Raw genomic sequence first — 13,594 nt, forward strand, 5'->3', positions numbered from 1 at the left:
GCCATGCCTAAGATGTGTTTGAACCATCTTTCGGCCGCACACATGCAAGGCTCGTAATACGGTGCGAACAGAACCCCAGGCATTCCATCCTCATCATGAACTTCGAGCTTTCACCCGAACTAATCGATCTACGTGATCGAACGCGCAAGTTCATTGTCGAACAGGTTATCCCGCTGGAAAACGATGCGCGGCAAGACGCGCACGGGCCAAGCGAGGCATTGCGCGATGAACTGATCAATCGCGCCCGGCATGCAGGTCTGTTGACACCGCACGCGTCGGTCGAGATGGGGGGATTGGGATTGAGTCATGTGGCCAAGGCCGTGGTGTTCGAGGAAGCCGGATACTCGTGGCTCGGCCCAACCTCGCTCAACATTCACGCCCCCGACGAAGGCAACATCCACCTGATGGAAACCGTGGCGTCCGACGCGCAGAAGGAGCGGTGGTTGCGGCCGCAAGTTCAAGGCCGCACGCGCTCGTGTTTCGCGATGACCGAACCGCAGCCAGGTGCGGGCGCGGATCCTGCGATGCTGACCACGACGGCAATACGGGACGGCAACAGCTACCTTGTCACCGGGCGCAAGTGGTTCATCACCGGTGCCAGCGGCGCCGATTACGTCATTATCATGGCTCGCATGGAAGACGGATCGGCCACGATGTTTCTGGCCGACATGAACCGCGAAGGTATCCGTCTGGAGCGCAGCATGGAGGCGATGGACCGCTGCTTCACCGGCGGACATGGGGTGTTGACATTCGATCGCGTGCGCATTCCCGCGACCGATGTGCTGGGTGAAATTGGCAAAGGTTTTTTGTATGCACAGGTGCGGCTCGCGCCGGCGCGTCTCACACATTGCATGCGTTGGCTCGGACAAGCGCGCCGCGCGCACGACATCGCCACGGAATACGCGCGCAAACGCCGAGCGTTCGGCAGGCTGCTCGGCGAACATGAAGGCGTGGGCTTCCTGCTCGCAGACAACGAAATGGACCTGCAGACTGCCCGACTGCATATCTGGCATACCGCGTGGCTGCTCGATCAGGGACATCGCTGCAGTTTCGAGTCGAGCCGAGCCAAGGTGGTGTGTTCGGAGGCGCAATGGCGAACGGTCGACCGCTGCGTACAGATTCTCGGCGGCCAGGGCGTGACTACCGAAACGGCGGTGATGCGCATCTTTATGGATATGCGGGCATTCCGCATCTATGATGGTCCGAGCGAGGTACATCGCTGGAGCATGGCGCGTAAGATCGTCGACACAGCGGGGAAGCCATCGTGAAATCGTCGATCTTCGAAGCATCGCGGGCCATCGGTCGCATCATGCCGCAGGCCAGCTCGCAGGAAACAGAGCGCTGTTTCATACAACTTCGACTGACGAGTCCGCAATGACGCAATCGCACCTTTTCTCAGCGATGGATGCCTATCTGCGCGATCATGGGTTCGCGGGACCGGGATCGATTGTGATCACGCCGCTATCAGGTGGTCAATCGAATCCGACTTTTCGCATCGATTGCGCGCGAGGCCGCTACGTCCTTCGTAAAAAGCCGACGGGCCACCTGGTGGCATCCGCTCACGCGATCGACCGTGAGTACCGCGTGATGAAAGCACTGCAGGAAAGCGCCGTTCCGGTGCCCGAGATGCTCGTGTATTGCGAAGACACATCGATTATCGGCACGCCCTTTTTCCTCATGGAATATCTGGATGGCCGGGTTCTGGTTGATCAATCGCTGCCGGGCATGATGCCGGCGCAACGGCGGGCGATTTACGCAGAAATGAATCGCATCATCGCTGCGCTGCATCACATTGACGTTGCGGCGGTCGGTCTGGAGGATTACGGTAAAACCGGCAACTATTTCGCGCGGCAGATCGCCCGGTGGTCGAAACAGTGCCGCGAGTCGACGCTACCCGTAAGCGCCGCCATGACCAAACTGATGGATTGGCTGCCCGAGCAAATACCTGACGGTGACGAGACGACGCTCGTGCATGGCGACTATCGGCTCGACAATCTCGTGTTCCATCCAACTGAACCGCGCGTACTCGGCGTGCTCGACTGGGAACTGTCGACGCTCGGCCATCCGCTCGCCGATTTCTCATACCACGCGATGAGCTGGCAAATTCCGCCACGTATTTGGCGCGGCATCGCCGGTTTGAATCTGGCGGAACTGGGCATTCCCGCCGAAGCGGATTACATCGGTCAATATGAAGCCGCGACAGGCCGTCAAGCGCGCGAGCACTGGGATTTCTATCTCGCGTACAACTTGTTTCGGATGGCCGCGATCCTGCATGGCATCGGCGCGCGCGCCGTACTCGGCAATGCGACCGCCGTGGACGCGATAGACACGGCGGCCAAAAGCGCGCCATTAGCGGAAATCGGCTGGGCATGCGCCCAGCGGTACGACGCCACACGTCGCTGATCTGGGTGCGACTCCGTCATGGGCGCCCGTCGACCGCGGACATCCGGCCGGTTGCGGCGCGACTCAGGCTCATGCCGGCCTGGCCTTGAAGTCCGGTTCGCGCCTCTCAATGAACGCACGCACGCCCTCGGCAAACTCGGGCCGATCAATCAACTCGCGCTGGCGTTCGGCCTCGTAGCACAACTGCTCGGCGAGGCTGTGCCTGTCTGCGGCATCCTGCGCGCGGCGCGATTCCAACACGGCATGCACAGGCTGTGCCGCCAAGCGCCGCGCCACCGTCAGCGCCTCGGTCAACAGTGCTTCGTCATCAACGCACGCCCACACCAGCCCCCACCGCTCCGCCTGCTCAGCCGACAGGCGATCACCCAGCAACATGAGCCCGGTCATGCGTGCACGGCTGACCAGCCGGCTCATGAACCACGTGGCACCCAGATCGGGGACGATGCCCAGCCTGGGCAGGGAAGGCAAGTAAAAATAGGCCGAACGCGCGGCGATCACCACATCGGCCGTGAGCGCTAGACCCATGCCCCCGCCCACCGCGGCGCCATTGAGCGCGCATACCACCGGCAGGGGCAGCTCGCGCAGTTCCTGCACCAGACGGTTCGACTGCTCATGCATGATGTCGGCGGTCCGCTGGCCCAAGGTATGGCCATCGTGGTCACCAGCGTCGCTTGCGTTGGCGGAGCGCATGCCGGAAAGGTCCACGCCTGCGCAGAATGCCTTGCCCTCGCCGGTGAGCAGCAATGCGCGCACGCTGGGATCAGCACGCAGCACGGCCAGGCTTTCGCGAAGCTCGGCCTGCATCGTCACCGTCAGCGGATTCATGCGCGCGGCGTTGACGATGCGGACGATGGCCACATCGCCGTCGCGTTCAAGGCGGATCTCACTCATCGTCATACTCTCCTCCAGATTCACGCGGTCAGAGGCGCTCGACGATGGTCACGTTGGCCAGCCCGCCGCCCTCGCACATGGTCTGTAGGCCATAGCGGCCGCCGCGCTGATGCAGCGCATGGATCAACGTCGTCATCAGCTTGGTACCCGAGGCGCCCAGCGGGTGGCCTAGCGAGATAGCGCCGCCATTGACGTTCAGGCGCCGCGGATCCGCACCCAGCACCTTCAGCCAAGCCAGTGGCACCGGCGCGAACGCCTCGTTGACTTCGTACAGGTCGATGTCGCCGATAGTCAGACCCGCCCTCCCGAGCGCACGCTGCGTCGCCGGCAACGGCGCTTCCAGCATGATTACCGGGTCGTGACCCATCACGCTCATATGATGCACGCGCGCTAGCGGCTTGACGCCCAGCGCCTTGAGCCCGCGCTCGTTGACCACCATCACGCCGGATGCGCCATCGCAGATCTGCGAGGCGCTCGCCGCAGTGACGCGCCCCCCCTCGGCAATCAGCTTCACGCCAGCAATGCCCTCGCGCGTGACGTCGAAGCGAATGCCCTCATCCACCAGGTGCGGCTCGTTCAGATCCCCGGCTTCGGCGCTGCGCGCGGCCACCGGTATGATCTCCTCCTCGAAGCGGCCGGCCTTCACCGCATCGATGGCGCGCTGGTGACTCTGGTATGCGTATTCGTCGAGATCGTCACGGGAGAAACCATAGTTCCTCGCAATCGCCTCGGCGCCAGTGAACTGACTGAACTCCACGTCCGGATAACGATGCTTCATCGCCGGGCTGACATAGAAGCCAAACCCATTCTTGGCCGGCAGCGCGATCGACAACCCCATCGGCACGCGCGACATGCTTTCCACGCCAGCGGCAATGACACAATCCATCGTGCCCGACATCACCGCCTGCGCAGCGAAATGCAAGGCCTGCTGGGACGAGCCGCACTGCCGGTCTATCGTGGTCGCCGGCACCGACTCGGGCAGGCTGGACGCGAGCACCGCACTGCGCGCTACGTTGGAGGCCTGCTCGCCAATCTGGCTAACACAGCCCATGATCACGTCGTCGATTAACGCGGGGTCGGCGCCGGTACGCGCTATCAATGCGTCGAGCACCTGCGCAGCCAAATCGGCCGGGTGCCAGCCGGAGAGGCGGCCGCCACGGCGGCCACCCGCCGTGCGCACGGCCGCTACGATAAAGGCTTCAGTCATGTCAGTTCCTTGTCGAAGACTGGAAATCGGCGATCCGATATGGCATTCATCGCGGCGCCATGCGGATGGCCCCGTCGAGTCGCACGCTTTCGCCATTGAAATAGCCGTTGGTGATCATCAATTCGGCCAGCGCCGCGTATTCGGCCGGATCGCCGAGCCGCTTCGGGAATGGCACCGAGGCGGCCAATGCGGCCTTCACATTCTCAGCCGCGCCTTGCAGCAGCGGCGTGTCGAAGATGCCCGGCAGGATGGTGTTGACGCGCACGCCTTCGCCCATCAGGTCGCGGGCGATGGTCAGCGTCATGCCGACGATGGCGGCCTTCGAGGCCGAGTAGGCCGCCTGCCCCATCTGCCCATCCTCGGCTGCCACCGACGCCGTGTTGACGATCACGCCGCGCTCGCCATCGGCCAACGGTTCCAGAGCGAGCATGCCGGCCGCCGACTTGGCAATACAACGGAAAGTGCCGACGAGATTGATCTGGATGAGCCTGTCAAAGGCCGGCAGCGGGAAGTGCCGGATCTCGCCACTAGTCTTGTCGCGGCTGGCGGTCTTGATGGCGTTGCCGGTGCCAGCACAATTGACCAGCACGCGCTCCTGGCCGATCGCCGCGCGCGACCTCGCGAACGCGGCGTCGACCTCGGTGTCGCTAGTCACGTCGACCCTGCAGAACACGCCGCCGAGCTCGCGCGCAAGCGCTTCGCCCTGCTCGATATTGAGATCGAACAACGCAACCTTCGCGCCTTGCGCCGCGAGACGACGTGCCGTGGCAGCTCCGAGGCCGGAAGCACCGCCGGTGATGACGGCGCTGACGGAGGAATCAATTTTCATACCGAACATCCTTATGGTCGTGAAATGCCGCATTCAGTCATGCGTAGTAGCGCAAGCCCTGCGCGGCCATCTCGCGCATGCGCGGCGTCGGCGTGTAGGCAGGGCCGAGGCTCGCGTATTTGCCGCACAGTGACACCACGCGCTCCAAGCCCAACCAATCGGCATATTTGAGCGCGCCGCCCAGGTAGGCTGGAAAGCCGATGCCCAGCATCAGCGCCATGTCGAGTTCGGCCGGCGTGGCCACCACCGCCTCCTCAAGCGCGTGCGCGGCCTCCACCATCATCGGCAGCATCATGCGCTCGATCACCTCCTCGTCGGCGACGTGACGTGGGCCCGGCGGCTGCAAATCGGCAATCAGCGCTTGCGCATCGGGCGCAACACGTTTGCTGAGCTTGCCGGCGGCGTCGGGCTCATACCGGTAGAAGCCCAGGCTGGTCTTCTGGCCGTAGCGACCATGCTCGACCATCCGCTTGACGGCATTGCGCGCCACCGGCAGCATGCGGTCCGGGTAGCCGGCACAGATCACGTCGCCGACGTGGGCACCCACGTCCATGCCCACCACATCCTGCAGATAGGCCGGCCCCATCGGCCAGCCGAAAGCCTCCATCACGCGGTCGACCTCGATAAAGTCTGCGCCGTCGGCCACCAGTTGCAGGAACGCGCTGACGTAAGGCGTAATGATGCGGTTGACCAGAAAACCCGGGCAGTCCCTCACGACGATGGGCGTCTTGCCCATCGCCAGCGCATAGCCCACAGCGGTGGACACGGCGGCCTCGCTGGTTTTGCCGCCTCTGATCACTTCGACCAGCGGCATCGCCGGCACGGGGTTGAAGAAATGCATGCCGACGAAATTCTCGGGTCGTGCCATCGCCTGCGCAATATCGTCGATGCGCAGGCTGGAGGTGTTGGAGGCGATTACCGTGTCGCAACGCACCGCGCCTTCGAGTGTGGCCAACACCCGACGCTTCACGTCCAGGTTCTCCACCACGGCTTCGATCACCACATCCACCGTCTCGAAGCCGCTGTCGTCGAGCTGCGGGTGAATGGTGGCGAACAGCGCGTCAGCTCTCTGCTGCGTCAGCCGGCCGGCTTTCACCTGCTTGGCCAATTGCTTGGTCGCCTCATTCATGCCCAATTCGAGCTGGGTCTGGGCAATATCCCTCAGGCGCACCGGGATGCCGCGCAACGCGCTGGTGTACGCGATGCCGCCGCCCATGATGCCAGCGCCCAGCACAGCGGCCTGCTTTATCGGGCGGGCGCTCTTCGCATGCTTTCTGAACAGCTTCTTTAGCGCCTGATCGCTCAGGAAGGCCTGCACCAGCGCGCCGGCCGCCTGGGTCTTGGCGACCTCGCCAAAAGCCTCGGCCTCGAGCTTCAATGCATCGGCGCGAGTACATAACACCGCGCGACTCATCATCCGCACCGCCATCACGGCGGCCGGCTGATGTTTGGGGCTTCGGCGCGCGACGTCGGCAAGCGCCGTCTCGAACCACGCGCGCAGTTCGCCTTCAGGCTGCGGCAACGGCCCACGCTTGCGCTCCTGCTGCGCACGCCAGTCCCGCTCACCAATAGCCGCGCTGCGCAGCAGCCTTAATGCGGTGTCGCGCAAAGCCTCGGGTTCGCAGATTTCGTCCACGACGCCCGCCTTTTGAGCTGCGGCGGCAGATGACGGCTTGCCGCCTGCGACCCAGTCAACCGCCGTCGCCGCGCCTGCCACGCGCGACAGCCGCACCGTGCCGCCGAAGCCGGGGAATAAGCCGAGCCTGACCTCGGGAACGCCAATCTGGGCGGTCGTGGACATGACGCGGTATGCAGCGGCGAGTGCCAGTTCCAGGCCCCCGCCCAATGCGAAGCCGTTGATTGCCACCACGCTCGGAAAAGGCAGATCCTCGAAAGCGACGAAGATCTGATTCTTGGCCAGCACGTCACGAGTGATGTCTTGAGCGCTTTGCTTGAACATCTCGCCGAATTCGGTGATGTCGGCGCCGACAATGAACACATCCTTCGCGCTCGTGACCAGCACGCCGCGCACACCGGGCGCCGCAGCCAAAATCTCGGTGGCCTGACGGAATTCGTCGACCGTGCGGCCATCGAGTTTATTGATGGCATCGCCGTCGCGGTCGAAGCACAGCTCGACGAAACCTTCGTCGAGCACCTTCAATTGAATGCTTTCGCCCTGGAACAAGAGGATCTCCCTGCCTGATTTCATAGTTAGCCAGTCTAAGAAGGCCACCGCCGGCCGGCCATCGTCGCAAGCGACGAAATAAGAAAGCCTTACCTAGCCAGCCATGAGCGACATCAAGCGCAACCGCTCGCGGCACTCCGTCACCATGCGCTGCAGCAGTTCGGCGCAACTGGGCACGTCATCGATCAGTCCGATGCATTGGCCCGCAGTGATGACGCCACCGTCGATCTCACCGCTTTGCAGCGCGGCGCGGCCGCGCGAACCGAGCACCAGCGGCCGGATATCCTCGAACTCACAGCCGCCGGGTCTACCCTCGATCGCGCACACCTCGTCAGCGATGGCGTTGCGAAACACGCGTGCGGTGTTCTTCAGCGTGCGGAAGACGAGCCTGGTGTCGCGCTCGTTGCCGCGCACCATCGCCTGCTTGATGCTGTCGTGAATGGGGGCCTCACGCGTCACGCAGAAGCGCGTTCCCATGTTCACTCCCTCGGCTCCCAGCGCCAGCGCGGCAGCCATGCCCCGGCCATCTGCGATGCCGCCTGAAGCGACGACAGGGATGTTCAATGCACGCGCCGCCACCGGGATCAGCACGAGGCCGCCGACGTCGTCCTCGCCTGGATGACCCGCGCATTCGAACCCGTCGATGGAGACAATGTCCACACCATTACGCTCGGCGGACTGAGCATGACGTACCGTGGTGCATTTATGCACGATCCGGATACCGTGCGCTTTAAAGCGGCCGATGAATTCCTTGGGGCTGTTGCCTGCGGTCTCGACAATCTTGACGCCGCCGTCGATGATGGCGTCCACATACTCCGCATAAGGGGGCGGCTTCACCGAAGGCAGGATCGTGAGATTGACGCCGAAAGGCTTGTTCGTCAGCGAGCGTGTGCGTTCGATCTCGCGGCGCAGGTCGCCCGGCGTGGGCTGCGTCAACGCTGTCAGGATGCCCAGGCCGCCGGCATTGGACACGGCCGCAGCCAGTTCCGCCACGCCCACCCACATCATGCCGCCTTGGATGATGGGGTACTCGATACCGAGCAGCTCGGTCACACGGGTCTTCATGCTTGGCTTCCTTGCGGTCGACCGCGCACTGGCTCGCGCGCGGCGGATTCGGCGACGAGGCGGCCGAAGAATTTGGCTTCGAGCGCCAACGCACTGTCAATGGGCAACTGCGTGCCTTCGTACACGGCCGACAGCAGCGCCAGCGGCGCAGGCGCCAGGTCCTGCGTGTCGCGGCGCAGGCGTGCCAGGCCGATCCCGAAACTGGCGGCCGCATGCGGTGCCAACGCGCCAGCGCCGCCGGGCACGCGGTAGCCCTTCACGTCCCAGGGCTGCCGCGCACCGGGATGGGCGAGCACCCAGCGGCGCGCCGCCTCCACCAGTTGCTCGTGCGGCACCACCGCATCCACCAGGCCCAGCGACAGCGCCTCGCCGGGCACCACGGCGCGCCCTGTCAGCATGAGCGGCAACGCACGCTCGATGCCGATGTAGCGCGGCAGCCGCTGCGTGCCGCCGCCTCCCGGAATCAGCCCCGCCTGTACCTCCGGCAGTCCGACCACGCAGCGATCGTCGTCGGCCAGTACGCGGTAGTGGCATGCCAAGCAAAGCTCGAAGCCAGCGCCCAGCGCCAAACCGTTGATTGCTGCGGCCACCGGCTTGCCGCAACGCTCGATCCGCCGAAAGGTGGCATTCACTGGAGCGACCAGCGCCGCCACTTGTGCGGCCGTGACGCCGGCATCGCAGCCGGCCAACAGATCGTCGACGCGTGCGCCCGTCATGAAGCCATTGCTGCGACCCGACGTAATCACGGCGCCGACGATGTCCTCTCGCATGGCCAGTTCCTCCACCGCCGCTGCGAGATCGACCGCGAGACCCGCGGTAAAGCAGTTCGCCTCATGGCCCGCAACGGACAGCACGACCATGGCCACGCCATCGGCGCCCGTCTCGAAATTCAAGTTGCCCTGCATGCCTGCCTCACACCCTTTCAATCACCATGGCTGTCGCCTGCCCCGCGGCCGCACAGAGTGTCACCAGCGCGGTCGCCAGATTCCGGCGCTCCAGCTCGTCAAGCACGGTGCCCAGCAGGATCGCGCCCGTCGCGCCCAACGGATGACCCAGCGCGATGGCGCCGCCGTTGACATTGACCTGTTCGGGGTCCAGATCGAAATGCCGCATGTAGGCCAGCGGCACTACCGCAAAGGCTTCGTTCACCTCGAACAGATCGATGTCGCGCACCGTCATGCCGGCGGTTTGCAGGATTCGCCGGGTGGCCGGCATCGGACCACCCAAGCTCAGTAGCGGCTCGGAAGCACAGCTCGCACTACCAACGATGCGGGCGCGCGGCGCGATGCCGTAACGAGCGCCGAACGCGCGGCTGCCAAGCAGCACGGCGCAAGCGCCGTCGACGATGCCGCTCGAATTACCACTGGTATGCACATGCTCGAATCCAGCAAGTTGCGCATAGCGCCGCAACACGATCGCGTCGAAGCCCTCGGCCCCGATTGCCGCGAAAGCCGGCTTAAGCTTCGCCAGGTCAGCGGCTGTGGTGTTCGGGCGGATGGTCTCGTCATGCTCCAGCAGCAGTTCGCCGATCATGTCGCGCACTGGCCGCAACGAGCGCGCGAAACGGCCCTCCGCCTGCGCCACGGCCGCGCGACGCTGACTCTGCGCTGCGTAGGCGTCAAGCGCCTCGCGTGTGTGGCCGCCCAGCGCCGCCATCAGATCGGCCGCCACGCCGTTGGGAATGTAAGGATGATGCCGCCCGATCTCGGGGTCGGTGTAAGCCGCGCCACCGTCGCTGCCCAGCGCCACGCGTGACATCGATTCCGTGCCGCCACCGATCACCGCTTCGGCCTGGCCGGACGCAATCAGTGCATGACCGTATTTCAGCGTATCGAGCGCCGACGTGCAGAAGCGGTTGAGCTGATAGCCCGCCACGCTGTCGCCATAACCCGCAGCGAGCAACGCATAGCGTGTCAGGTCCGCGCCCTGTTCGCCCACCGGCATCACGATGCCAAAACCAACGTCGTCGATGGCGTCTGCATCGAAGCCGTTGCGCTCGCGCAGGCCAGCCAGCACGCCGGCCGCCAGCCGCACCGGCGTTACCTCGTGCAGCGCCCCATCGGGCCGGCCTTTGCCTCGCGGCGTGCGGACATGATCGTAGATATATACGTCGTTCATGCGATGCAGTATAAAAACGTGCGGCGCCGCGCACATCGTCGGAAGCGACGGAAATCACCGATAGACAGACCGTTGGTCGCAGGATATAAATCAATTTAATTGAGTTTTTGTCTGCCCGCCGATCGAGATGTGCGTCCGCGTGATGTCCACTTTGTCGTTCGCGATGGCCGTTCTAAGCGCCTATTGATGTCAGCGACTACCAGCCCTCTCGGCTCGGCATTGTGGGCCAAGCTCAGCCCGCCGAACGCCTTACCGACCCACATGTTGCGCTCACGGGTATGCGAGCGCATTTGCCATGCAGGCATGGCCAAACTGGTGGTGGTGCATGCGCCCGCCGGATTTGGCAAAACCACGGCCATGCTGCAGAGCTGCGCACGCTTCGAGGCAGAGGGAATCGGCACTGCCTGGCTCACGCTGGACCGGGCCGACAACGATGCACCGCGCTTTCTTGCTGGCCTGAGCCGGGCGGTAGCGCGTATCGCCGGTGACGATGATTTCGGCACAGCGACGGCTCACGCGATGGAAGCGCTGGAGCACTACCCCGCACCGTTCGCGCTGTTTCTCGACGACTTCGAACTGCTCCAGGAACCCGCCGTGCTTGACTTGGTGCGCGAGATTATCGACCACCTGCCGCGCCTGGGACTCCTCGTGATCGGTTCGCGCGTGCTGCCCGACCTGAGACTGGGCCGGCTTCGCGCACGCGGCCAACTCGTCGAGGTGGATGCTAAACACTTGCGCTTCAGCGTCGAAGAAACCGCCGAGTTCTTTTGCCGTCGCGGCATGCCGCTGGCGCCGCGGGCGTTGGCTCAGTTGCATGACAAGACCGAAGGCTGGGTCGCGGCGCTGTGGCTAGCGTCGATAGCGCTGGAGCGTTACGCGACGGATGACGAGAGCAGCGATTTCGTCGCTCGCTTTTCCGGATCGCACCGCGCCATCGCCGACTACCTGGCAGAAGACGTGCTCGCGCATCAAAGCGCCGAGGTACGCGAGTTCTTGCTGCGCACCAGCATCCTGCGCCAATTGACCACGCCGCTGTGCCAAGCGCTCGATCCGAGCGCGAACTGCGCACGCGTGCTCGGCGAGTTGGAGGTCGCCAATGTCTTTCTCACGCCGGTACAGAGTTTCTCGGGCGACACGGAGCCGGCTTGGCGTTACCACCGTCTATTCGCGGACTTCCTGCAAGCCCAACTGCATAGGCAGCATCCGGACGAATTCGCGCGGCTGCACCTGTTGGCCTCCGGCTGGTACGAGGCCGCCGGCCGGCCCGTGCCGGCCATCGATCACGCCATCGACGGCGGCGACCTCCCGCATGCGTTGAACCTGCTGGCACAGCATGCCGAAAATTTTCTTTCGCAGGGCCGCTTGCGCTTGATGGCTCGCTGGTTCGCGGCCATCCCGGAAGCTGCATTGCGTGCACACCCGCTGCTACAGGTCATAGCCGTATGGGTGACGTGCTTCACACAAGGCGCAGGCAAGGCGATGGCACAGTTGGATCGCTCAGAGGAATGGCGCAGCGATTCCGCCGACGTGCATGCCCACCTCAACGCGCTGCGACCGCTACTGCTGGCCATGTTGGACCGCTACGAGGATGCCTATGCAATCGGCCGTGACAGCATGCGCCGGCTGCCCAGTTGCAAGCCCTTTGCCGACAGCGTTCTCATCAACACCATGGCCAGCGTGGCCTCGGTCATGGGAGAAAGCTCTGAAGCCCACCGCCTGCTCGACGCCGCGCGCGCCGGCCGCGGCACCAGCGACTTCGTGCGCGCCTACACCGAGGCGATGGAAGGTCTTCTCGACCTGCAGGAAGGCCGGCTGCGCCAAGCTACCGCACGCTTGCGCATGGTGCTGCTCAGCGATGCGCACGGCAACGGCTATCAGCATTACAGCGGCAATGCTTGGGCCGGTGTGCTGTATGCGTCGGCCATCTACGAAACCAATCAGCTCGAGGAGGCCGAGCACTGGCTCAACATCTACCTGCCGCTTGCGCGGGACGTCAGTCTGCCCGACCATATGATCGCCAGCCACTCGATGCGGGCGCGCATTGCGTTCTTTCGAGGCGACATCGACGCGGCCGTGCGTGTGCTGACAGAGTTGGAGTATCTGGGCCACCATCGCCATTTGCCTCGCGTCGTGTGCAGCGCTAGGCTCGAGCGCGCACATATGTTCATGCTGCAGGGCAATGCCCAGGACGCGCGTGAAGAATTGGAGCGCGCCAATGACCCTGAACTATGGGCGCGCGTATCGCATCAGCGCCTGCCTGCGCACGAGACCGACGATATAGCCATCGGCAACCTGCGCTGGAACATCCGTTTCGGCGATGCGCAGGCGTGCTTGCCGCACATTGCCCATGAGCTGGCCGAGGCCGAGGCCGGTGCATGCCGCCGCCGTGCACTCAAGCTGCGGGTACTGCAAGCAATGGCCTTGCAGCGCTGCGGCGATCTCTCCGGCGCGCTGCAGGGCATAGCCGCCGTCCTGCGACAAGCCTGCTCTGAAGGCTTCATGCGGCTCATCCTCGACGAAGGCGACGCCATCGGTCTGCTGCTACACCGGCTGCATGCACGGCGCGCCAACGACGGCGCGCCGCATGGCGGCGACCCTCTCTTCGACGACTACCTGCAGCGCCTGATTGCCGCCGCCGGCCCAACGCCGCTTCTCGAAGCCGAAACCGTTGCAACCGCCCTCCCCGCCGACGTGCTGGCCGAACCGCTGACACACAAGGAAACCCGTGTGCTGCAATTGCTGGCCGAGGGCTACTCCAACAGCGCATTGGCCGAGAAGCTGTTCGTCTGTGACAGTACAGTGCGTACACATCTGCGCAACATCAACATGAAGCTTGGCGCGAAGAACCGGACGCAGGCGGTGGCGATCGCGAGGAAGCTGTCGATTATCCGGTGAT

The 13,594-nt window shown here is 64.2% G+C and carries 10 protein-coding genes; 3 read left to right on the top strand and 7 right to left on the bottom strand.

Features of this window, described 5'->3' with window-relative positions; genetic code table 11:
* Positions 1 to 95: 95 nt before the first annotated feature.
* Both AQ611_RS09885 and AQ611_RS09890 read left to right on the top strand, forming a co-directional pair.
* Positions 96 to 1,268 (top strand): acyl-CoA dehydrogenase family protein, encoded by a 1,173-nt coding sequence (locus AQ611_RS09885; RefSeq protein ID WP_069234387.1) that lies wholly within the window; start codon positions 96 to 98, stop codon positions 1,266 to 1,268.
* Between the two features lie 133 nt (positions 1,269 to 1,401).
* A complete protein-coding gene (locus AQ611_RS09890) occupies positions 1,402 to 2,403 on the top strand; it encodes a phosphotransferase (protein WP_231935795.1) in 1,002 nt (333 codons plus the stop codon).
* A gap of 69 nt (positions 2,404 to 2,472) precedes the next feature.
* Here AQ611_RS09890 and AQ611_RS09895 read toward each other — a convergent pair whose 3' ends face one another.
* From AQ611_RS09895 to AQ611_RS09925, 7 genes are all read right to left on the bottom strand, one after another.
* Entirely contained in the window at positions 2,473 to 3,294 is an 822-nt protein-coding gene (locus AQ611_RS09895) for an enoyl-CoA hydratase-related protein (RefSeq protein ID WP_308410714.1), read from the bottom strand.
* Positions 3,295 to 3,322: 28 nt separating this feature from the next.
* A complete protein-coding gene (locus tag AQ611_RS09900) occupies positions 3,323 to 4,501 on the bottom strand; it encodes an acetyl-CoA C-acetyltransferase (RefSeq protein ID WP_069234389.1) in 1,179 nt (392 codons plus the stop codon).
* A gap of 46 nt (positions 4,502 to 4,547) precedes the next feature.
* Positions 4,548 to 5,330, bottom strand: a complete 783-nt coding sequence (locus AQ611_RS09905; RefSeq protein ID WP_069235231.1) for an SDR family NAD(P)-dependent oxidoreductase — start codon at positions 5,328 to 5,330, stop codon at positions 4,548 to 4,550.
* Between the two features lie 37 nt (positions 5,331 to 5,367).
* Positions 5,368 to 7,515 carry a fatty acid oxidation complex subunit alpha FadB gene (gene fadB, locus AQ611_RS09910; RefSeq protein WP_069234390.1) on the bottom strand — a complete coding sequence of 716 codons (2,148 nt, stop codon included), beginning with the start codon at positions 7,513 to 7,515 and terminating at the stop codon, positions 5,368 to 5,370.
* Positions 7,516 to 7,608: 93 nt separating this feature from the next.
* On the bottom strand, positions 7,609 to 8,580 hold the full coding sequence (locus tag AQ611_RS09915) for an NAD(P)H-dependent flavin oxidoreductase (RefSeq protein ID WP_069234391.1): 972 nt from the start codon (positions 8,578 to 8,580) through the stop codon (positions 7,609 to 7,611).
* Positions 8,577 to 9,485: an enoyl-CoA hydratase-related protein gene (locus tag AQ611_RS09920; protein WP_069234392.1), complete on the bottom strand. Its 909-nt coding sequence runs from the start codon at positions 9,483 to 9,485 to the stop codon at positions 8,577 to 8,579. Before AQ611_RS09920 ends, AQ611_RS09915 begins: the two co-directional genes overlap by 4 nt.
* A gap of 7 nt (positions 9,486 to 9,492) precedes the next feature.
* Entirely contained in the window at positions 9,493 to 10,698 is a 1,206-nt protein-coding gene (locus AQ611_RS09925; RefSeq protein ID WP_069235232.1) for an acetyl-CoA C-acetyltransferase, read from the bottom strand.
* Positions 10,699 to 11,001: 303 nt separating this feature from the next.
* Here AQ611_RS09925 and AQ611_RS09930 point away from each other — a divergent pair, with 303 nt between their 5' ends.
* Positions 11,002 to 13,593, top strand: coding sequence for a winged helix-turn-helix domain-containing protein (locus AQ611_RS09930; protein WP_231935797.1), 2,592 nt, complete (start codon positions 11,002 to 11,004; stop codon positions 13,591 to 13,593).
* The last annotated feature ends 1 nt before the right edge of the window (position 13,594 follow it).

The sequence above is a fragment of the Burkholderia singularis genome (genome assembly GCF_001718875.1).
Classification (GTDB): Bacteria; Pseudomonadota; Gammaproteobacteria; order Burkholderiales; family Burkholderiaceae; genus Burkholderia; species Burkholderia singularis.

Coding starts and splice junctions, on each gene's coding strand:
- AQ611_RS09895 (WP_308410714.1), bottom strand. CDS start 3,294: ATGAGTGAGATCCGCCTTGAACGCGACGGCGATGTGGCCATCGTCCGC.
- AQ611_RS09885 (WP_069234387.1), top strand. CDS start 96: ATGAACTTCGAGCTTTCACCCGAACTAATCGATCTACGTGATCGAACG.
- AQ611_RS09890 (WP_231935795.1), top strand. CDS start 1,402: ATGGATGCCTATCTGCGCGATCATGGGTTCGCGGGACCGGGATCGATT.
- AQ611_RS09905 (WP_069235231.1), bottom strand. CDS start 5,330: ATGAAAATTGATTCCTCCGTCAGCGCCGTCATCACCGGCGGTGCTTCC.
- AQ611_RS09925 (WP_069235232.1), bottom strand. CDS start 10,698: ATGAACGACGTATATATCTACGATCATGTCCGCACGCCGCGAGGCAAA.
- AQ611_RS09915 (WP_069234391.1), bottom strand. CDS start 8,580: ATGAAGACCCGTGTGACCGAGCTGCTCGGTATCGAGTACCCCATCATC.
- AQ611_RS09900 (WP_069234389.1), bottom strand. CDS start 4,501: ATGACTGAAGCCTTTATCGTAGCGGCCGTGCGCACGGCGGGTGGCCGC.
- AQ611_RS09920 (WP_069234392.1), bottom strand. CDS start 9,485: ATGCAGGGCAACTTGAATTTCGAGACGGGCGCCGATGGCGTGGCCATG.
- AQ611_RS09930 (WP_231935797.1), top strand. CDS start 11,002: ATGGCCAAACTGGTGGTGGTGCATGCGCCCGCCGGATTTGGCAAAACC.